Source organism: Chloroflexota bacterium, assembly GCA_034717495.1.
Taxonomy (GTDB): Bacteria; Chloroflexota; Anaerolineae; order JAAEKA01; family JAAEKA01; genus JAYELL01.
In genome coordinates this window covers 44320-64776 of sequence record JAYELL010000103.1, presented here as the reverse complement: position 1 = coordinate 64776, position 20457 = coordinate 44320, and the positions used below count along the sequence as shown (strand labels likewise).

Here is a 20457-nt window from a genome sequence, read left to right as displayed (position 1 = left end):
CGGCCAATCTGTCCCGGAAAGCAAGGGGGAAATCGTTCGCTGCGCCCTGGAAGGCATTGCCCTGAAATATCGCTGGGTGCTGGAACGAATTGAAGAAGTTATCGAGCGTCGCCTGGAGATTCTGCACATTGTGGGCGGCGGCACGCAAAACCAACTGTTGTCCCAGTTCACGGCTAATGCTACCGATCGCCCGGTCATCACCGGCCCCATCGAGGCCACCGCTGCCGGCAATCTTTTGATGCAAATGATGGCCTTGGGCCATATTGCTTCGGTGGCCGAAGGGCGGCAACTGGTGCAGCGCTCTTTTGACCTGCTCACCTTTGCACCGGCCAATCAAGCTGAGTGGGACCAGGCTTACAGTTGTTTGCTCAGGCTGATGGGGAAACAAGTAGACAGGTAAACGAGGAACCAAGGAAGAGCCAGGCCGTGGCGCATCGGCTAACTTGTCTACTTCCTACTTGTCTACTTCCTACTTGTGTACTTGTCTACTTGTCTACTTATTTACTTGTCTACTTCCTACTTGTGTACTTGTCTACTTGTCTACTTCCTACTTGTCTACTTCCTACTTGTCTACTTGTGTACTTGTCTACTTCTCCACTGTATGGTATGAATTACTCAAATCCGATGAAATCTCGTGTAACCAACTCCCATATCTCAACCAAGGAGAAAAACCATGCCAGAGCAAGATGTATCAAAGAAGGAAAAGAAATTCTACGAAGATGTCCCGATGGAAACGCCCGGCTTCTTCCTGAAGGGAAGCGCAGCGCTCGGTTGGGGGATGCAGAACCGGCTTGCCCGAATATTCAACCCGGATACAGGCCGAACTGTGATGTTGGCGATTGATCATGGCTACTTTCAGGGTCCTACCACGGGGCTTGAACGGATAGACCTGAATATCGTCCCGTTGGCGCCCTATGCCGATGCATTGATGCTGACGCGCGGCATCTTGCGCACGACAATTCCGGCCTCCATTTCCAAGCCGATTGTCATGCGGGCCAGCGGCGGACCGAGTATTCTAAAAGAACTGTCCAACGAAGAAATCGCCGTCGATATGGAAGACGCTATTCGAATGAATGTCTCGGCTGTGGCCATTCAGGTCTTTATCGGTGGCGAATTTGAAACCCGTTCTGTCTACAACATGACCCGACTGGTGGACATGGGGCTGCGTTACGGTATCCCTGTAATGGCGGTGACGGCCGTGGGCAGGGATATGGTCCGGGACGCCCAATATTTCCGGCTGGCCTGTCGCATCTGTGCCGAACTGGGCGCTCATTTCGTCAAGACCTATTTTGTCGAAGAGGGCTTTGAGACGATTACGGCCTCCTGCCCTGTGCCGATTGTGATGGCCGGCGGCAAGAAAATTCCGGAGTTGGATGCCCTGACAATGGCCTATAACGCCATTCAACAAGGGGCCGCCGGCGTGGATATGGGACGAAATATCTTCCAGAGCGATACCCCCAAAGCTATGCTTACGGCTGTTGGGAAAGTCGTCCACGAAAACATGAAACCGGCCGAGGCTCTGGAACTGTATGAGACCCTGAGAAGCGAAGAAAACGATGCCTGAACGAAACACCATGGATCGGCTGCGTGAGCTCATCCCCACCGTTAGTGTGGGGATGCTCACGGCGGACTTGCTCAACCTTGGCAGCGAACTGGCTGCTATTGAACAGGCTGGTGTTGGACTGCTCCACGTAGACGTAATGGACGGGAATTTTTGCCCGGGCCTGACCGTGGGGCCGCCGCTCATCAAAGCCATGAATAGATCATCTATGCTGCTGGATGCGCATCTGATGATCCAAAATCCCCTTGATAGTCTCGAAAGTTATGTCAAGGCGGGAGCCGACATCGTTACTATCCAGGTAGAATCAACCATTCACCCCCATCGCGTTTTGCAAGCCCTGGGCAAAATGACCAGCGTCAGAGAACCCGGCGGCAGAATTGTGCGGGGTGTTGCGCTGAACCCCGGCACGCCTCTGGAAGCTCTCGACCCTCTTATGGACGAGATCGAGCTGATCATGCTCCTGGCGGTCAACCCGGGGTGGAGCGGGCAAAAGTTCATCCCCTCTACCGAAGGAAAGATAGCAAATGCCAGGCAAATGACCCGCAACGCCGGCAAAGATATCCTGATCGCCGTCGATGGGGGCATTACCCGTGACAACGTGGCCCAGGTGTCCCGTATGGGGCCCGATATTGTGGTCTCGGGCAGCGCAGTATTCGATGGAAAAGCGCCGGCCGAAAACGCGCTTTTCATGCTCGATTCGGTGAGAGGAAACTAGTCAATGGAAATGCAAGAAACAGCTGATTCGTCCATAGCTGAACTGGCCTGGGTAGCTCCCGCGATTCGAGGACTGTTGGCCAATCCGACTGGCAATGCCGACATGCCCTACGACCCTGTCATTTTGAAAGGGCTGGCAGGCAAGGAGGCCGTTGTTTTTGCCTCCTCTCCCGATAGGGCCGGGCAACGACCTCCCCCCGAAATTGAAGGACTGGATACCCCGCCGCTCTATCTGGACATACCTGGAAACATTGAATCAGCGACAACGCTCCGGGAAGAGTTGGACACCGCCTTCGAACAGTATGTCGCCCAACAAGGCGCAAAACCGCAGGTAATCTGTCTGCGGGACCTGGGCCTGCTTTATGTTAGTGAAGAGCCGACTGAAGCTGGCGGCCCACTGCGCAACAAAGTAGCACTGGTAACGGGCGCTGCGGGCGCGATAGGTCACGGAATCTGCCGCGGGCTATTGGACCAGGGCTGTTATGTCGCCGCAACCGACCTGCCTGGCGAGCGGCTCGACAACCTTGTGCAGGAATTCGCCGAAAGAGTGCAGGATCGCATTCTGGGCGTTCCGCTCGATGTCACCGATCAGGACTCTGTCGCCCGGGGTTTCCAGCGCGTCATCGAGGCGTGGGGCGGCGTTGACATTGTCATCGTCAATGCCGGCATTGCCCTGGTTTCACCGTTGGTGGAAATGGACCTGGCCGCTTTTCAGAGAGTCGAACGGGTGAATGTGGAGGGAACCTTGCTCACGATTTCTGAGGCGGGCCGGCTTTTGACGCTTCAAGGGACAGGCGGCGATATTGTTCTTATCTCCACCAAGAACGTTTTTGCACCGGGTGCCAATTTTGGCGCCTACAGCGCCACCAAGGCTGCCAGCCACCAGTTGGCTCGAATCGCCAGCCTCGAACTGGCCCCATTCGCAATCCGGGTCAACATGGTTGCACCGGATGCCATCTTTTCCGATGGGCAGTACAAATCAGGCTTATGGGCCGAAGTGGGTCCCGACCGGATGAAAGCCAGAGGGCTGGACGAAAAGGGACTGGAAGAATATTACCACAGTCGCAACCTGCTCAAAGCGAAAGTCACGGCCAGGCACGTTGCCAATGCGGTGCTGTTTTTCGTAACGCATCAGACGCCAACAACCGGCGCTACGATCCCGGTTGACGGCGGTTTGCCTGATGCAACGCCGCGCTGATTGAACAAGATAATCAAGCTGGAAGATTACTCTTTCAAGTTCACTGATTTAATAAATGATCAGCGACCTCTGCGCCGAAGGTCTGCGTAAATCAGCGGTGAAAAGAACATAACATAACCGCAGATGACGCAGACGTGTCCTGAGCGTAGCCGAAGGGTGGACGCAGATCAATCCAAACAAGATCAGAGAGAATCTGCGGAGAAATCAGAGAAAAATCATAACCGCAGACCTGTCCTGAGCGCAGCCGAAGGATCAACGCAGATAAACGCTGATCAGATATCAGAAAAGATCAGCGATGATCTGCGCCGGAGGTCTGCGTAATCAGCGTTCCTCTGGCTTGTCCAGGTCAGGAGAATTAGCAATGAACTCAAGAGAACGCGTACTGACAGCCCTGCGCCGAACCGGGACCTCCGATCGGGTGCCGCTCCAATTCGACCTGTGCCGCTCATTGCTGGAGAAATTCGGTGAGAAATATGATATCCCCGTTCACTATACCGCCGCCTACTACGAAGACGTGACATATCGCTTATCGGCCAACGAACTTCGCGTGGCGATGGGCAGCGACTGTGTGATGGTCGGCGCCAGCCTGCCCCGGGGTTACGAGCATCCTGTGGATGAAGATGGCTATCTCATCAATGAGTTCAACATGAAGTTGCGCCAGGGGCCCATCTATGTGGAAGTCGTTTCCCCTCCCCCTATGTCCCATTTTGAGACCCCAGCGGACGTGGAGGAATTCGAGTTTCCTGATCCGCTGGCAGAAGGCCGGTTCGACGACGCAAAAATGTACATCGAGAAGTACAAGGACGAGTACTTCATCATCGGTGATATGGAATTGACCACGTTCGACATGATGCATCTGTCAGTCGGCATGGAGAAATTGTTGATCGATATGGCGCTGGAGAAACCTTACATAGAGCCACTGATCCAAAAGACCAAGGATTTCTCGCTGGCTATCGGCAATAAACTGGTCTCGATGGGGGTGGATGGAGTTTGGGCCGGCGACGATTTCGGCGGGCAAAGCGGGATGCTGATCTCACCCAAAATGTGGCGGAAATACTTCAAAGAATCCTATCGCGAAATCTACGCCGAACTGAGGGCAATCAACCCGGACGTGGTTATTATGCAGCATTGCGATGGTGCAGTTGCCCCCATCCTGGGAGATTGGATTGAAGTTGGCCTGGAAGTCTTCAACCCGGTTCAGCCCAATGTGCCGGGCCACGAACCGGAGGATCTTAAGGGCAAGTACGGTGATAGTCTCTCTTTCTGGGGCGCGATTGACCAGCAACATTTGCTGCCAAACGGCGTCCCCGAAGATATCGAAACCGATGTGGCCGAGAAGATAAGGGTTCTGGGAAAGGGTGGCGGCTATATGTGCGCACCGGCTCACATTGTGCAGGCCGACACCTCGATGGAGAACGTCGAGGCTTTCATCGCCGCCGTAAAAAAGCACGGTGTGTATCAGTAGCCTCGGGTCGCGAAATCTGCACTTTGACAAGCGAAATTCTTTACTATATAATACTTTCGATTTCTTCCGAAATATGTAATTTTTAACTGATTCCGAAAGCTACAAAGGGATGTCTCTTGGGCAAAGAGCACCGACTGGCCGAACGAAGGCAAAGCATCCTCGCTGCGCTGGCGCAAGCCGGGCAACTTTCCGTGGCCGAGTTGAGCCTTCGATTTGACGTATCAGAAGTCACCATTCGGACCGATCTCGCGGCGTTGAACGCACAGGGTTTATTGTTGCGAACCCGCGGCGGCGCTCTGGCTACCCACGTTCTTCCCGAGCTCTCTTTTGATATCAGGCAACAGCAAAACGCCGAGAACAAGGCCCGAATTGCCCGGACGGCCGCTCAGCTGGTCCGGGATGGTGACACCATCGCCCTCGATGCCAGCACCACGGCACTGGCCATCATTCCCCACATCGAACAACTCAGCGAGTTGACGGTGGTCACCAATAGTTTGAAGGCAGCTCTGTGGCTGCTGCGGACGCCTCACATTCATGTCATCGTTCCTGGTGGACACTTGCGCCGTGATTCAATTTCCCTGGTCGGACGGTCCCAATGCGATCTGCTTGAGGATATTCACGTTCGGATCGGCTTCTTCGGCGCCCGTGGCATCACGATCGACGAGGGCCTGACCGACGTCAATCTGGAGGAAGTCAGGACCAAGAGAAGGCTGATCGAGTGTTGCCAGCAAGTGGTGGCTGTGGTCGATTCTCGCAAGTGGGGCCAGGTGGCGGCCTCCACCTTTGCTGATCTCGACAGGATTGATAGGGTGATCACCGATGTCGGTGCCCCCAAGCAGATTGTGCAGCAATTACGTTTGCACGGCGTGGATGTCGTGCAGGTATAAAGGAAAGCAGGAGGTGACAAATGCCTGGATCCCCAGATAAGATTCCTATCTTGGAGATGCAGCACATCTCCAAGCGCTTTGACGCTACTCAAGCGCTGGATGATGTTTCGCTTCTGGTCTATCCGGGCGAAGTGCACGCTCTCATTGGCGAGAATGGCGCGGGTAAGTCGACCTTGATCAAGGTCATGACCGGCATTTACCGGCCTGATCAGGGTGAAATCCTTTTGGACGACCAACCGGTGCATATCCATAACTCGCAGCAGGCGCAGGCCCATGGCATCGCAGCTATCTATCAGGAACCAATGGTCTATCCTGATCTGAACGTGGCCGAAAACATCTTTATCAGCCACCAGGATCGTGGTCCTGTCGTGCGCTGGGGAAAGATGTACGACGATGCCGAAGCCATCCTGGCTGAGTTGGATGTAAAGCTGGATGTGCGCATGCCTGCTCGTGGTCTGACGCTGGCGGCTCAACAAGCGGTAGAGATCGCAAAGGCCATCTCCCTGGATGTGCGGATCCTGATCATGGACGAGCCTACGGCCTCCCTTTCTGCCCACGAGGTAGACCAACTGTTCGAGCTGGTTAACTCGCTGCGTAGACAGGGGGTTGCCATCCTCTTCATCGGCCATCGCTTGCATGAGGTCTTCACCATCGCGGATCGGGTGACCGTTCTTCGAGACGGGAAACTGGTCTCATCCTACCCGCGCGATGAGGTGACCACAGATCAGGTTATCAAGGATATGGTAGGCCGGGAGGTCGAGGGCTTTTTCGCCAAGAGCGAGACCGAACAGGGTGATCTCCTGATGTCGGTCAGGAATCTGGGCAAGGAGGGGGTATTCCGCGATATCAACTTCGATATATTCCAGGGCGAGGTGTTGGGCTTTTCCGGACTGGTCGGATCCCGGCGTACCGACGTGGCCCTGGCGCTCTTCGGCATCGAACCGGCCGATTCGGGAACGATCACCTTTGAAGAGCAAGCGGTTGAGATCGAGTCGCCGGAGCAAGCCCTGGACATCGGCATTGCCTACATGACGGAGGACCGCCGGCAATTGGGGCTGATCATGCCCATGACGATCACCTCGAACATCTCCCTGCCGATGCTCAAACGGTATCTGGGTAAGTTTGGGCTGATCAAACAAGGGCAGGAACAGGAAACGGCGGAGGAATACCGGGACCGCCTGACAATTCGCTCCCCATCGGTTATGGCCGAGGTTGAAAAGCTTTCCGGTGGCAATCAACAAAAGGTAATGCTCAGCAAGTGGCTAAACGCCCACCCGAAACTGTTGATCCTGGATGAGCCCACCCGGGGCATCGACGTGGGCGCCAAGGTTGAAGTCCATCATATCATCAACGATCTTGCAGCCGAAGGATTAGGGATCATTCTCATTTCATCCGATCTACCCGAGGTGCTGGCGATGAGCGATCGTGTGCTGGTCATGCGCGAGGGCAGGCAGATGGCCGTTTTCCCCCGCGCGGAGGCAACTCAGGAAGCAGTGATGACGGCAGCCATGGGGCAACACGACCTGGCTATGGAGCTCGCCCAATGAACGCAATCAGACGCACTCTCCGTCCCGAACAGCTTCGGATCCTGGTTTTGCTGTTCCTGATTTTGATGGTTCTTCTCTTTTTCAGCACCCAGATTGAGAATTATATCAGTCCTCGTTTCTTCAATCGCATCTCCACCAGCGTGGCAATCATCACCGTCGTGACTGTCGGCCAGGTCCTGGTGATTCTCACCCGCAATATCGATCTGTCCGTCGGATCGATCGTTGGCTTCACAGCTTATTTTGTCGGGCAACAGCTTGCCGGTAACAACGACATCTCACCCATTGTGGCGGTGCTGATGGCAGTCGGGGTAGGAGGCCTGATGGGAGCTGTAAATGGCGTGCTGGTGGCCTATGGCGGGGTGCCGGCCATCATTGTCACGCTGGGCACTCTTGCCATCTATCGGACAATGCTGGTTGAATTCTCCGATGCGCAAACCGTGCTGACAGCGGACCTTCCCCAGTGGATCCTCGATCTTCCGCGTGCAAATATCGTCAGTTTCGGCGACCTGGACATCCGGTTGATGTTTGGGATGGCCCTTCTGGTGGTGATCATTTTCCAGTTCGTTCTCATGTTTCTGCCCTACGGGCGCCGGCTCTATGCCATTGGCTCCAATCCTGAGGCAGCCAGGATGGCTGGCTTCCCTTCCAAACGCATCGTCTTTATCGCCTTTGTGCTGTGCGGCGCCCTCTCCGGTCTGGCGGGGTTCATGTATCTGGCCCGATTTGGCAATATCACAGTCGTGGCAGGACTGGGCATTGAGCTGCAATCGGTAGCTGCTGCGGTCGTCGGTGGCGTCAACATCTTCGGCGGGGCCGGGTCCATGATCGGGGCAATGTTTGGTGCGATCCTGATCGATCTCCTGGAAAACAGCCTCATTCGTTGGCTGGAGATCAGTGAGTTCTGGCGGGATTTCCTGTTGGGTCTCTTGATCCTGCTGGCAGTGGCAACCGATGCCGTCATCATGAATCGAATTCAGAGCTTCTGGTCCCAGAGCGAGTTGGAACTCGGCTCGGACGGAGATGGCTCCGAGGGACAGGAGGGCAGCTATGCATAATAACAGCCTTCTCCATCGCATCTGGAACCGTCTGAAGAGCTGGGAGGGGTTTTTGCTGCTGGTGCTTCTGGTGATCATCGCCATCAACAGCACACTCTCCCCTGTTTTTCTCACTTCCAACAACTTGATCAACCTCTTTTTTCTCTCGATTGAAAAGATCATCGTCGCTTTGGCAATGACTTTTATCATTATCAACGCCGAAATCGATCTATCAGTAGCCTCGATGATGGGGCTGGCAGCCTGTGTGATGGCCTGGCTCTATCATCAGGGTGTTCCCATTTCCCTGGCCTTTCTGGCAGGCATCCTGATCGGTGCCATAGGTGGAGCCTTCAACGGTTTTTGGATCGCAAAAGTGGGCCTGCCTTCGCTGGTGGTCACGCTGGCAACGCTGATCATGTTTCGCGGTGGGGCCCGCATTTTGCTTGAAGACCGTTCCATCGGGGACTTCCCGGCCTGGTTTGACAGGCTGGGTCAGCAGCCCTTGATCGGAAACCTCCCTCTGTCGCTGATCATATTCTTCGTTCTGTTGGTGATTTCGATCATTTTGTTGCATTACTCAGGCTTCGGTCGCTACGTCTATGTAATTGGAAACAGCAAAGATGTGGCCCGCTATTCCGGCGTAAAGGTCGATCGGGTCAAGATGATCCTGTTTGCAGCCGCGGGCGCCGTCGCTGCCTTGGCCGGGCTGCTATACGCGGCCCGCCTTGGTGCCGTGCGGGGCGACCTGGCGACCGGCTTCGAGTTGGATATCATCACCATGGTATTGCTGGGTGGTGTCAGTATCTTCGGCGGCTCGGGCACTCTGTGGGGCGTCCTGCTGTCGATTCTCATCGTGTTGAGTTTGCGCAATGGCATGTCCCTTGCCAACATGACCGGTCATATTCAGACCGGTGTTATCGGTATTCTGTTGATCCTGTCTGTTCTGATACCCAACACCGTTGGAGCAGTACGCGAATACCGCGATCGACGCCGCTTCGCCCGGCAGGCGTAGCGCAATGGCTAATGGTTGATTGTCAATCGCCAATTGTCAATGACAGCAGAAGATGTTACCATCATTGCATCAGCTGTTGACCATTGACATGCGACAATTGATAGTGGACAATTCAAAGCAGTTCGTACATTCCAATAAGGAGGATGTCAAGTATGAAGACGTATGCCTGGCGCATGGTTGCGCTACTGATTATTTTGAGCATGTTGCTTGCCGCTTGTGGAGGGCAGGTCGCACCAGTCCCGGAACCGGAGCCAGTCGCTCCTGCCGAAACCCAGCCGGAGACACCGGCCGAGCCCGAAACGAAACCCGCGGTATCCGAAGGGGTCGTCGAAGCCACTCCTGGTGAGACGGTCAACATGGTGCTACTGCCCAAATTCCTGGGTATTCTGGTCTTCGACCAGGCCAATGATGGCGCCCAGGAAGCTCACAAGGAGTTGGGCAATACAGGCGAGCTCCAGTTCCTGGGACCGACGCCTGAGAACAGTGTCGCCGGCCAGATCGAGATCGTGACTACTGCCACCACTCAGGGGCAGGATGCAATCATGCTCTCCAACAACGCAGGCGACCAGATCGCTCCGGCGGCCCAGGCAGCGCTGGAAGCAGGCACCACGGTGGTGACCTGGGACTCGCCGATCCCGTCGGCCGAGGGTGAGCAGGTGTTCATCGCCCAGGTGGACTTCGACGAGACCGGCAAGGTGATGGCCGACATGGCCCTGAGCATCCTGGGCGATGACGGCGGCAAGTTCGCTGTGCTCTCCGCTTCCCCCGATGCCGCCAACCAGAACGCCTGGATCGCCGCTTTGGAGGATGTGCTGGCCACCGACGACACCTATGCCAGCCTGGAGTTGGTGGACATTGTCTACGGCAACGACCAGTCGGAAGACAGCTACAACCAGGCGTTGGCGCTGGTGGACAAATATCCCGACATGGGCCTGATCATGGCGCCGACGACGGTGGGCATCGCTTCCGCCGCCAAGGCAATGCAGGATGAGGGGCTGTGCGACGATGTCAAGGTGAGCGGACTGGGCTTGCCGGCCGAGATGGTGAGCTACACCCTGAACGGCTGTGCACCGGAGTTTGCACTCTGGAGCTTCATCGATCTGGGATACCTGACCTACTACACCAGCTATCTTCTGGCGACAGGTGCCATCGAGGGTGCGGAAGGGGAAACCTTCAGCGCCGGTCGTATGGGCACCTACACCATCGAGAAGGACCCGACCCGGGACGCCGGTCTTCGGGTGCTGATGGGACCCTTCTCCGTCTACACGGCCGACAATGTCGAGGCCGAGGCTGGTCCTCAGGAGGTCGGCGCCAGCGGACCCGTGATGGCCACGCCTGGGCAGGAAGTCAACATGGTGCTACTGCCCAAATTCCTGGGTATTCTGGTCTTCGACCAGGCCAACAATGGCGCCCAGGAAGCTCACAAGGAGTTGGGCAATACAGGCGAGCTTCAGTTCCTGGGACCGACACCTGAGAACAGCGTCGCCGGCCAGATCGAGATCGTGACCACTGCCACCACTCAGGGGCAGGATGCAATCATGCTCTCCAACAACGCAGGCGACCAGATCGCCCCGGCGGCCCAGGCAGCGCTGGAAGCAGGCACCACGGTGGTGACCTGGGACTCGCCGATCCCGTCGGCCGAGGGTGAGCAGGTGTTCATCGCCCAGGTGGACTTCGACGAGACCGGCAAGGTGATGGCCGACATGGCCCTGAGCATCCTGGGCGATGACGGCGGCAAGTTCGCTGTGCTCTCCGCTTCCCCCGATGCCGCCAACCAGAACGCCTGGATCGCCGCTTTGGAGGATGTGCTGGCCACCGACGACACCTATGCCAGCCTGGAGTTGGTGGACATTGTCTACGGCAACGACCAGTCGGAAGACAGCTACAACCAGGCGTTGGCGCTGGTGGACAAATATCCCGACATGGGCCTGATCATGGCGCCGACGACGGTGGGCATCGCTTCCGCCGCCAAGGCAATGCAGGATGAGGGGCTGTGCGACGATGTCAAGGTGAGCGGACTGGGCTTGCCGGCCGAGATGGTGAGCTATACCCTGAACGGCTGTGCACCGGAGTTTGCACTCTGGAGCTTCATCGATCTGGGATACCTGACCTACTACACCAGCTATCTTCTGGCGACAGGTGCCATCGAGGGCAAGGTGGGTGAGCGCTTCGAAGCTGGCCGCATGGGCACCTACACCATCGAGAAGGACCCGACCCGGGACGCCGGTCTGCGGGTGCTGATGGGACCCTTCTCCGTCTACACGGCCGACAATGTCGAGGCCGAAGCCAAGTAACACGTCGGTTTTCGGAACCGAAGTACCAGTGTTCTGAAAAGCAGAAAGATGCAACTGTCAAGTCACGGGTCGCGGTCGATTTTCCAAGGCCGCGGCCCGTTAACGGTAGGGGCGGGGCTTGCCCCCGTCCACCTGCCTTCCAAACAAAAATCATGAGGAGCTTATCATAATGAAACGCGTCGGTTTTGTGCTGAAGGTCAAGGAGGATATGATCGAGCAGTACAAGGAACACCATGAGGCGGTCTGGCCGGAGATGCGGGACGCCTTGCAGCGAACGGGTTGGCACAACTACTCCTTGTTCTTGCGCGATGATGGTCTGCTATTCGGGTATTGTGAGACGCCCGAAGGCCTTCAGGCCGCTCTCGATGGCATGGCGAGGGAGGAAATTAACGCCAGGTGGCAGGATTTCATGGCACCCTATTTTGAGGGATTTGGCGGCTCTCATGCCGATGAGAACATGCTGGAACTGACCGAGGTTTTTCATCTCGACTGAGTCCTTAACACCTTCTGCGCCGCAGGTCTGCGTAAATCTGCGGTGAAAGGAAAAAATCACAACCGCAGCCGTGTCCCAAGCGTGTCGAGGGACGAAGCCCTAATTTGAGTTCTGGCCTGCCCGGGTCTGGAGAAAATCAATGAGTATGAAACCGCGTGATCGCGTCTTGACGGCCTTGAAACGCACCGGCATCCCGGACCGCGTCCCTTTGCAGTTCGATCTGTGCCGGCAGTTGACCGACAGTTTCGGTGAGACCTACGGGATTCCGATCCACTATACCACCTCCTATTTCGAGGATCTAACCTACCGCATTTCGGCCAACGAACTGCGTACAGCCATGGGCAGTGACTGCGTGGTGGTCGGCGGAAGCCTGCCCCGCGGCTACAGCCACCCGACGACCGATGACGGTTGTATCATCAACGAATTCGGCATGGTGATGCGACAGGGTCCCCTCTACATGGAGACAATCGAGGCGCCGCTGAAGGATGTCTCTTCGGTCGCCGAGGTAGAGAGCTTTCCCTTCCCCGACCCACTGGCCGATGGGCGCTTCGACGATGCCAGGCTCTACACCGAAAAATACCGGGATGATTACTTCATCATCGGCGACCTGGAGCTGACCATGTTCGAGATGTCATGGCACATGGTGGGCCTGGAGAAGTTTATGATGGACATGGCATTGGGTGAACCCTATATCGAGGCGCTGATCGATCGGGTTAAGGAATTCAGCATCGGTATCGGAAAAAGCCTGGTGGACCTGGGTGTGGATGGCATCTGGTTTGGCGATGATTTCGGCGCCCAGAATGGCATGTTGATATCGCCGAGAATGTGGCGCCGTGTTTTCAAGCCTCGTTACGCGGAGCTCTTCCAGGAGTTCAAGGCCCGCAACCCCGATCTGTTGATCATGTATCACACCGATGGCGCGGTGGCTCCGATCCTCGACGATCTTGTCGAAATCGGCCTGGAGGTGTTTAATCCGGTGCAGCCAAACGTGCCCGGGCACGAAGCACACGATCTGAAGTCAGGACTGGGCGACCGGCTCTCTTTCTGGGGCGCCATCGATCAACAACATTTATTGCCCAACGGCACGGCGGCGGAGATCGAGGCCGACGTGGCTGAAAAGATCAGGGTCTTGGGCGATGGTGGCGGCTACATGTGCGCACCGGCTCATATTGTGCAGTCCGATGTTTCGCCGGAGAATGTTGAAGCGTTTATTGCGGCAGTGATGAAACACGGAAGTTACAGCTGAAACTCGAGAGGTGATGGTTTCCTAATGGCACTTGGTGCATTTCTTCGTGATCGGCCCCGTTTCCTTGAGCATGTCTACAAGGGGACGGAAAAGTTGTTCTGGAGCCTGGACCCTCTCATCCGAAGACTGGGTTATGAGCGTGCCAATCGCTGGTTTCGTTGGCCGGAGGAACTGGGGAAACGCCTGGTCTTTGACTGCCAGATGTGCGGCCAGTGCATTCTGCACTCGACGGGAATGACCTGTCCCATGTCCTGTCCGAAAAACCTGCGCAATGGACCCTGCGGCGGGGTGCGCACCGATGGACACTGTGAGGTCAAGCCGGAGATGGCCTGTGTCTGGAACGATGCCTATGAACGCTCGCTGCGCATGTCTATTTACGGCGAGGAATTGTTGTGGATCGAGCCGCCGGTGAACCGCCGGCTCGAGGGGACTTCGGCCTGGGTCAACATGCTCACCGGTGTCGACCGCCAGGTGCCTGAGGGATGGCACGGAACGACGCTTGAGCCTGAGATTCGATCAGCGGGCAAGCTGACCGGTGTTGTCGATCTTCCCTCAGATTGCCCGCCAGAAGGTTCGTGAAACCATGACATCCTACCAACATGCCAGCACAGGCCTTGAATCGGGCGGCCGCCTTGAACGGGTGCTTCGGACAGGCCGCTTTGCTGTGACCGCAGAACTTAATCCACCTGACAGCGCCGATCCGGAGGAGGTCTATGCGGCTGCCATGATTCTCTCGGAGGTGTGTGACGCCATCAATGCCACCGATGCCTCCGGCGCCAACTGTCATATGTCCAGTGTGGCTATCTGTGCGCTGCTGACACGGGCCGGCTACGAGCCGGTCTACCAGATGTCCTGCCGCGACCGCAACCGCATTGCTATTCAGGGAGATCTGCTCGGTGCGGCAGCGATGGGCGTACGAAATCTGCTCTGTCTGACAGGCGACGACGTCACGGCAGGTGACCAGCCGCAAGCCAAACGGGTATTTGATCTCGACTCGATTCAATTGCTGCGCACCGCCAAGATCATGCGGGACAATGGCCGGTTTCTGAGCGGTCGTAAGTTGACGACCCCTCCGCCTGTTTTCATCGGCGCTGCGACCAACCCCTTCGTGCCCCCTTACGATTGGCGCGCCTTGCGGCTTGCCAAGAAGATCGAAGCGGGCGCCCAGTTCATCCAGACCCAATACTGCTTCGACGTTCCCCGTTTCTGCCGTTTCATGGAGCAGGTCCGTGGTTTGGGCCTGCACGAACAGGCGTATATCCTGGTGGGCGTGGGACCGCTACGCTCTGAGCGAGCGGCTGAATTCATGCGTACCAAGGTGCCTGGTATCGTGATCCCTGATGCTATCGTGGAGCGCTTGCGCAAGACTCCGAAAAAGAAGAAGAAGCAGGAGGGCAAAAGGATCTGTGTAGAGATTATCGAGCAGATTAAGGAAATCGAGGGCGTTTCGGGCGTACACGTGATGGCCTATCGCCAGGAAGAACTGGTGGCTGAGATCATCGAGGAATCGGGCCTGTTGCCCAGGCCAAGACGGCGGGACGGCACCCTGGAATATGAGGTGCCTCGCCCAAGACGGCGCCACCGTGGCAGGATTACGTAAAGGTAGCTACTCAGGGTGATTTTCGACGGATGGGTTGCGAAGGAAATGCCACCAGGAGTGGCGCATCCTGAGTAGACCTTGGCGACGGAGGAGCCCAAGCCGTATCGAAGGGTGCACCTTATGCCTGAGCGGTTACTCGAAAAGTTGGTTATTGGATCTGTCATTGCGAACCGCTTTGTGGTGAAGCAATCTCCAGGTTTCTTGAACGCATTCTGCCAGCTTGAGAATTGCTTCGTCGCAGGAAAACACTCCTTGCAATGACACCTGTACAGTCACATTCAATCAGCAGTATCCATTCAAGGAGCTATGAGACTATGGAGACCATTGTAAAGTCACCGAAAAAGACAGTTGTCATCGGTCCTGGTCGGCCCTTTGTGATCATCGGGGAGCGTATCAATCCTACCGGTCGCAAGCGGCTGGCTGCCGAGATGCAAGCCGGTGACTATAGCCGGGTAAGAAAGGACGCGATTGCCCAGGTAGAAGCTGGCGCCCATATTTTGGATGTCAATGCCGGCATCGGTGTTGCCAATCCCGATGAGGTAGAGCCGGCAGTGATGGCTGAGGCTATCCGGGTAGTGCAGGAAGTGGTGGATGTACCCATCTGCATCGACTCATCGGTCGTGTCGGCCTTGAAGGCGGGCCTCGAGGCTGCCTGGGGTAAGCCTATCGTCAACTCGGTGACCGGCGAGGAGCAGCGCATGGAGCAGGTGCTGCCCCTGGTGGCCGAACATGGCGCGGCCGTGATCGCGGTTTCCAACGATGAGAGCGGCATTTCGTACGACCCGAAGGAACGCTTTGCCGTCGCAAAGAGAATAGTGGAGCGGGCAGAGTCCTACGGAATCCCCCGGGAGGACGTCATCGTCGATCCCCTTGCCATGCCAGCGGGTGCAGTCCCTGGCGCTGGCAAGCAACTGTTTGAGATCGTTCGCTGGATTCGAGAGGATCTGGGGTGCAATACAACCTGCGGCGCCTCCAATATCTCCTTTGGCATGCCGAACCGCAAGGCCCTTAATGCCAGTTTCGTCGCCATGGCGATCAGCTCGGGCATGACCTGCGCGATCACCAATCCGCTGGAAAGCGAGATTCTTCAAGCCATCCTTGCAGCTGACGTTCTCATGGGCCACGACGAAAACTGCATGGCCTGGATCAGCAAACAACGAACCCTGGCTGCCGCTGATCCCGCGGCCGCCGCGGGCAGTGGCTCATCGCGACGGCGCAGACGAACCCGAAGCGGGTAACCGAGATGAAAACCTGGCAAGCCGAGGTACAAACTGGGAGTTAGGGGCGGGGTCTCCCCGCCCTCCTGGATCTGCAACGAAAGTTTCCTTAAGTGAGGGGAAACAACCAACATGTCAAACAATGAAATCCTGTCGCAATTAGTGGCAATGACTCGAGAAATTGGTAACCCTGTCAACGACTATGCCATTCTGGGTGAGGGCAATACCTCCGCGCGTGCCGACGACCAGAGCTTTTGGATCAAGGGCAGTGGCCGGGAAATGCGTACCATCGATGAGGATGGATTCATCCAGATCGATTTTGAAAAGACCATGGGGATGCTGGACGGCCCGGACCTGACCGATGCTGAGGTTAAGGCTGCCCTGACCGATGCCAAGGTCGATCCTGAAGCACCTGGTCACCCGTCGACGGAAACAGGGCTGCACGCCATCTGTCTGGAGTTGCCAGGTGTGGAATTCGTGGGACATTTCCACGCCTCCGCCATCAACATGATCACCTGCTCAACAGCCTTTGAGCAGGCCTTCCAGGGGCGACTCTTTCCTGATGAAATCGTGCTTTGCGGTGTGGCTCCGGTGTTGGTTCCCTATACCGATCCCGGTCTTCCTTTGGCCCGGGAGGTGCAGCGGCGCATCTACGCCTACATAGACGACTATGGCGAGCGGCCCAAGCTGATTCACATTCAGAACCATGGCACCTTTGTGTTGGGCGACACCGCCCAGAATGTCCTGAACATCGCAGCGATGGCAGTCAAGACGGCCCGGATTCTGGTCGGTACTTACGCCCTGGGTGGTCCCAATTTCATGACACCAGAGGCCGTTGCCCGGATTCATACCCGGCCTGATGAGCACTTCCGTCAGGCCGTCATCGGCCAGGCAGTCATCGGCGACAGTGGGGCATGAAATCGTGCAAACCGAATCTCTCTCACCGATGGAGCAGTTGAACGACTTTGATCCCGGCAAGCGGCAGCAAGCGCTTGCGGCATTGGCCGGCATGGTCGAAGCAGGCACCCTGCCGGTGCCGCCGGCCGGTGACGTGGCGAACATGCACTGCCACACCTTTTTTTCCTACAATGCCTACGGCTATTCTCCTTCGGCGCTGGCCTGGCTGGCCAGACAGGAAGGCTACGGGCTCATGGGCATCGTCGATTTCGATGTCCTCGATGGTGTCGATGAGTTTCTGGACGCCTGTGAACTGATCGGCGTGCGAGGCAGCGCCGGGATCGAGACTCGGGCCTATATGCCAGAGTTTGCGACGCGGGAGATCAACTCGCCCGGTGAGCCGGGCGTTGCCTACCACATGGGCATCGGATTCGTGTCGAGTGCCATTCCGGCCGAAGCGGCCCCGATCGCAGCCGGTTTTCGCCAGCGGGCCCGCCAGCGCAATCTTGGCGTGGCAGCACGCATCAATGCCTACCTGGACCCGGTAACCATCGACTATGAGCAGGATGTGCTGCCCCTGACACCCGGCGGCAATGCCACCGAACGCCACATGGTGGTGGCCTACATTCGTGCGGCACAGGCATCGGTTGCCGATCCCGCCGCATTCTGGGCCGAAAAGCTGGACCTGAGCCGCGAAAAAGTCATAGCTCTTGCCGGTGAAAATGGCGATGCACCCGACTTGCAGAATGCGATTCGCAAGAAACTGATGAAACAAGGTGGCGTGGGCTACGTCCCGCCTGGACCGGAGGCTTTCCCGACCATCGAGCAGTTTCACCGGTTCATCGAGGCCTGTGGGGCGCTGCCCTGCGCAGCCTGGTTGGATGGCGCCTCGGCCGGTGAACAGGCTATCGAAGAATACCTGGATCTTTTGATCGAGAAGGGGGCAGTGGCCCTCAATATCGTTCCTGACCGGAACTGGAACATCAGCGATCCCCTTCTCAAAAAAACCAAAGTTGAGAACCTGTACAGAGTCGTCGAATTGGCTCAAGCCCGTGATCTTCCCATCAACGCGGGTACCGAGATGAACAGCTACGGCAACAAGTTGATCGACGACTTCGACGCGCCAGAACTGGCGCCGGTGCGCCAGGCCTTCATCGATGGCGCCTATTTCATCTATGGCCATACGGTGATGCAGCGGGTGGCGGGCCTGGGCTATCAAAGCGCCTGGGCAAAGGAACATCTGCCCGCCAGGCGCGGGCGCAACGGATTTTATACCCAGGTCGGTTACGCCGTGCCACCGGGCGAGACGGGACGACAGGTCATAGAGGCTGGCGTGACGGTCGACATGACGCCGGCAGAAGTGCTGGCTCAACTGGCCGGCCCATGAGAGACTGGATGGATCACACCGAGGTCGGACGATACTGGGTGGACATTGCCGATGTCTTCATCCGCCATGCACAAGAGGCGAAGGAACAGGAACCCCTGGGAATCGCCTATCGAAAAGAAGGAATACAACCATATGACTGACAAACTGAATGAATTTAAGACTGCCGAGACACCGTTGGCCCAAAAAAACCAGGTGTGGCCCTTGTATGGCGCTGGCCTGGAAAACCTGGGCGATCACGACCAGGTTATCGAAGTCCCCATGCCCCGGCATGGGCCGGACGAGTTGTTGGTCCGCCACGATGCTACCGGGCTTTGTTTTTCCGACATCAAGGTGATCCGCCTGGGCGAGGAACATCCTCGCATCTACCGGGATATGGCGTCTGATCCGGTGGTGTTGGGCCATGAGATCGCCATGACCGTGGTCGGCGTGGGCGAGAACCTGGCAGATGAGTACGAGATAGGTGACCGCTTCACCATCCAGGCTGATATCTTCGTGGATGGCGTGGGTTACGCCTATGGCTACGAGATCCAGGGTGGCCTGTCGGAATACACGGTGATCGACCAGCGCATTCTCAACGGCGACGAAGGCAACTATCTGCTTCCCGTCAAGGACACCACCGGCTATGCTGAAAGTGCCCTTACAGAGCCATGGGCTTGCGTGACTGCCGCCTACGGATTGACCTATCGCACCAGCATCAAACCGGATGGCGTGCTCTGGATCATCGGGTCCCATGCCAATCCGCAGCACACCTATTCGTTGAGCGCCGGCTTCGAGCAGTGGTCCCATCCGACCCGGGTGTTGCTGACCAACGTGCCCGACTACCTGGCTGAGTGGGTCAAGGCCCGGGCGGAAGAGCTGGACGTTACAGTGACAGAAGTGAGCGATCTCAGCGATCCACCGGTCGCTCAGGTGGATGACATCATCTTGCTTGGCGGTGATGCCGAACTGATCGAAACGGTCAGTCCCCATCTGGCTGACTTCGGGACCGTCGCATTGGTGATGGACCGGGCCCTGGATCGTCCGGTGAATGTGGACATCGGGCGGGTTCACTACAACCGCTGGCTCTACGTGGGCGGCAAAGACCCCGACATCGCCTCTGCCTACAGCGATATGCCAGTGAGATCGTCGCTGCGGCCAGGAGGACGGGCATGGTTCGTCGGCGCCGGTGGTCCCATGGGACGCATGCACGTGCAGCGGGCCATTCAGGTTGATGGTGGACCCGGCGTCATCCTCTGCACCGATGTCAGCGACGTGCGGCTCGCCGATCTGGAGGAGAGCTTCCGCGGCGAGGCCGAGGAAATGGGCATCGAGTTCATCTGTCTCAATCCAATGGAAAAGGAAGCCTATGCAGAGGGCATTGCCCCCTTCAAGGAACAGGGTTTCGATGATATCGTCGTGATGGCCCCGGTTCCCTTTGTAATTTCCGATGCCGCCAACTACCTGGCGGATGAGGGCGTCATGAACATCTTTGCGGGCGTGGCTCGTGGCACAGAAGCATCGCTTGAGTTGAGCGATATCTTCATGCGGGATGTTCGCATCATCGGCCATTCGGCATCCTCCATCGACGACCTGCGTCTGATGCTGGATCAGGCCGAGTCGGGTGTGTTGTCTCCCAATCGTTCGGTAGCCGCCATCGGTTCACTCAGCGCTGCCAAGGATGGCCTGCAGGCGGTCAAGGATCAGGTCTTCCCCGGCAAGGTGGTCATCTACCCGCAGATCAAGGAATTCCCGCTGACGCCAGTGCCTGAGTTGAAAGACAAACTGCCCTCCGTGTACGCGGCGTTGAAGGATGGCCGGATCTGGACGGTGGAAGCTGAGGAAGAATTCCTGCGCCAGATGCTGCCATGATCAGCGGTGAAAAGAAAAAAACATAACCGCAAGATGAACGCAGACGTGTCCTGAGCG

At 57.0% G+C, this 20457-nt stretch carries 19 protein-coding genes; all 19 read left to right on the top strand.

What is annotated here, in order from left to right; translation table 11 throughout:
* The coding region (locus U9R25_18615) for an FGGY-family carbohydrate kinase (protein MEA3337911.1) at positions 1–400 on the top strand (400 nt) is incomplete at its 5' end.
* Between the two features lie 273 nt (positions 401–673).
* Positions 674–1564 carry a 3-hydroxy-5-phosphonooxypentane-2,4-dione thiolase gene (lsrF, locus tag U9R25_18610; GenBank protein MEA3337910.1) on the top strand — a complete coding sequence of 297 codons (891 nt, stop codon included), beginning with the start codon at positions 674–676 and terminating at the stop codon, positions 1562–1564.
* Entirely contained in the window at positions 1557–2276 is a 720-nt protein-coding gene (locus U9R25_18605; GenBank protein ID MEA3337909.1) for a ribulose-phosphate 3-epimerase, read from the top strand. Before lsrF ends, U9R25_18605 begins: the two co-directional genes overlap by 8 nt.
* Before the next feature lie 3 nt (positions 2277–2279).
* Positions 2280–3473 (top strand): SDR family oxidoreductase, encoded by a 1194-nt coding sequence (locus U9R25_18600; GenBank protein ID MEA3337908.1) that lies wholly within the window; start codon positions 2280–2282, stop codon positions 3471–3473.
* A 361-nt stretch (positions 3474–3834) separates the two neighbouring features.
* Positions 3835–4938, top strand: a complete 1104-nt coding sequence (locus U9R25_18595) for a uroporphyrinogen decarboxylase family protein (GenBank protein ID MEA3337907.1) — start codon at positions 3835–3837, stop codon at positions 4936–4938.
* A gap of 116 nt (positions 4939–5054) precedes the next feature.
* On the top strand, positions 5055–5825 hold the full coding sequence (locus U9R25_18590) for a DeoR/GlpR family DNA-binding transcription regulator (GenBank protein ID MEA3337906.1): 771 nt from the start codon (positions 5055–5057) through the stop codon (positions 5823–5825).
* A 20-nt stretch (positions 5826–5845) separates the two neighbouring features.
* Positions 5846–7372 carry a sugar ABC transporter ATP-binding protein gene (locus U9R25_18585; protein ID MEA3337905.1) on the top strand — a complete coding sequence of 509 codons (1527 nt, stop codon included), beginning with the start codon at positions 5846–5848 and terminating at the stop codon, positions 7370–7372.
* Positions 7369–8427 (top strand): ABC transporter permease, encoded by a 1059-nt coding sequence (locus tag U9R25_18580; GenBank protein ID MEA3337904.1) that lies wholly within the window; start codon positions 7369–7371, stop codon positions 8425–8427. The genes U9R25_18585 and U9R25_18580 overlap by 4 nt, the downstream gene beginning before the upstream one ends.
* Positions 8420–9418 (top strand): ABC transporter permease, encoded by a 999-nt coding sequence (locus U9R25_18575; GenBank protein ID MEA3337903.1) that lies wholly within the window; start codon positions 8420–8422, stop codon positions 9416–9418. The genes U9R25_18580 and U9R25_18575 overlap by 8 nt, the downstream gene beginning before the upstream one ends.
* Before the next feature lie 152 nt (positions 9419–9570).
* On the top strand, positions 9571–11712 hold the full coding sequence (locus U9R25_18570) for a substrate-binding domain-containing protein (GenBank protein MEA3337902.1): 2142 nt from the start codon (positions 9571–9573) through the stop codon (positions 11710–11712).
* Between the two features lie 169 nt (positions 11713–11881).
* Positions 11882–12205, top strand: coding sequence for an L-rhamnose mutarotase (locus tag U9R25_18565; protein MEA3337901.1), 324 nt, complete (start codon positions 11882–11884; stop codon positions 12203–12205).
* Positions 12206–12344: 139 nt separating this feature from the next.
* Positions 12345–13451 (top strand): uroporphyrinogen decarboxylase family protein, encoded by a 1107-nt coding sequence (locus tag U9R25_18560; GenBank protein ID MEA3337900.1) that lies wholly within the window; start codon positions 12345–12347, stop codon positions 13449–13451.
* 24 nt (positions 13452–13475) lie between these two features.
* Positions 13476–14030: a methylenetetrahydrofolate reductase C-terminal domain-containing protein gene (locus tag U9R25_18555; GenBank protein ID MEA3337899.1), complete on the top strand. Its 555-nt coding sequence runs from the start codon at positions 13476–13478 to the stop codon at positions 14028–14030.
* A gap of 4 nt (positions 14031–14034) precedes the next feature.
* Positions 14035–15051: a methylenetetrahydrofolate reductase gene (locus tag U9R25_18550; GenBank protein MEA3337898.1), complete on the top strand. Its 1017-nt coding sequence runs from the start codon at positions 14035–14037 to the stop codon at positions 15049–15051.
* A gap of 314 nt (positions 15052–15365) precedes the next feature.
* Positions 15366–16289 (top strand): dihydropteroate synthase, encoded by a 924-nt coding sequence (locus tag U9R25_18545; GenBank protein ID MEA3337897.1) that lies wholly within the window; start codon positions 15366–15368, stop codon positions 16287–16289.
* A gap of 111 nt (positions 16290–16400) precedes the next feature.
* Positions 16401–17186 (top strand): class II aldolase/adducin family protein, encoded by a 786-nt coding sequence (locus tag U9R25_18540; GenBank protein ID MEA3337896.1) that lies wholly within the window; start codon positions 16401–16403, stop codon positions 17184–17186.
* A 4-nt stretch (positions 17187–17190) separates the two neighbouring features.
* Positions 17191–18552, top strand: coding sequence for a hypothetical protein (locus U9R25_18535; GenBank protein ID MEA3337895.1), 1362 nt, complete (start codon positions 17191–17193; stop codon positions 18550–18552).
* An 8-nt stretch (positions 18553–18560) separates the two neighbouring features.
* Positions 18561–18692 (top strand): hypothetical protein, encoded by a 132-nt coding sequence (locus U9R25_18530; protein MEA3337894.1) that lies wholly within the window; start codon positions 18561–18563, stop codon positions 18690–18692.
* Positions 18685–20400, top strand: coding sequence for an alcohol dehydrogenase catalytic domain-containing protein (locus tag U9R25_18525; protein ID MEA3337893.1), 1716 nt, complete (start codon positions 18685–18687; stop codon positions 20398–20400). Before U9R25_18530 ends, U9R25_18525 begins: the two co-directional genes overlap by 8 nt.
* Positions 20401–20457 lie beyond the last annotated feature (57 nt).

Bases quoted from the DNA above. Each gene is read 5' to 3' on its own strand.
- lsrF (MEA3337910.1), top strand. From the start codon at position 674: ATGCCAGAGCAAGATGTATCAAAGAAGGAAAAGAAATTCTACGAAGAT.
- U9R25_18605 (MEA3337909.1), top strand. From the start codon at position 1,557: ATGCCTGAACGAAACACCATGGATCGGCTGCGTGAGCTCATCCCCACC.
- U9R25_18600 (MEA3337908.1), top strand. From the start codon at position 2,280: ATGGAAATGCAAGAAACAGCTGATTCGTCCATAGCTGAACTGGCCTGG.
- U9R25_18595 (MEA3337907.1), top strand. From the start codon at position 3,835: ATGAACTCAAGAGAACGCGTACTGACAGCCCTGCGCCGAACCGGGACC.
- U9R25_18585 (MEA3337905.1), top strand. From the start codon at position 5,846: ATGCCTGGATCCCCAGATAAGATTCCTATCTTGGAGATGCAGCACATC.
- U9R25_18580 (MEA3337904.1), top strand. From the start codon at position 7,369: ATGAACGCAATCAGACGCACTCTCCGTCCCGAACAGCTTCGGATCCTG.
- U9R25_18575 (MEA3337903.1), top strand. From the start codon at position 8,420: ATGCATAATAACAGCCTTCTCCATCGCATCTGGAACCGTCTGAAGAGC.
- U9R25_18570 (MEA3337902.1), top strand. From the start codon at position 9,571: ATGAAGACGTATGCCTGGCGCATGGTTGCGCTACTGATTATTTTGAGC.
- U9R25_18565 (MEA3337901.1), top strand. From the start codon at position 11,882: ATGAAACGCGTCGGTTTTGTGCTGAAGGTCAAGGAGGATATGATCGAG.
- U9R25_18560 (MEA3337900.1), top strand. From the start codon at position 12,345: ATGAGTATGAAACCGCGTGATCGCGTCTTGACGGCCTTGAAACGCACC.
- U9R25_18555 (MEA3337899.1), top strand. From the start codon at position 13,476: ATGGCACTTGGTGCATTTCTTCGTGATCGGCCCCGTTTCCTTGAGCAT.
- U9R25_18550 (MEA3337898.1), top strand. From the start codon at position 14,035: ATGACATCCTACCAACATGCCAGCACAGGCCTTGAATCGGGCGGCCGC.
- U9R25_18545 (MEA3337897.1), top strand. From the start codon at position 15,366: ATGGAGACCATTGTAAAGTCACCGAAAAAGACAGTTGTCATCGGTCCT.
- U9R25_18540 (MEA3337896.1), top strand. From the start codon at position 16,401: ATGTCAAACAATGAAATCCTGTCGCAATTAGTGGCAATGACTCGAGAA.
- U9R25_18530 (MEA3337894.1), top strand. From the start codon at position 18,561: ATGGATCACACCGAGGTCGGACGATACTGGGTGGACATTGCCGATGTC.
- U9R25_18525 (MEA3337893.1), top strand. From the start codon at position 18,685: ATGACTGACAAACTGAATGAATTTAAGACTGCCGAGACACCGTTGGCC.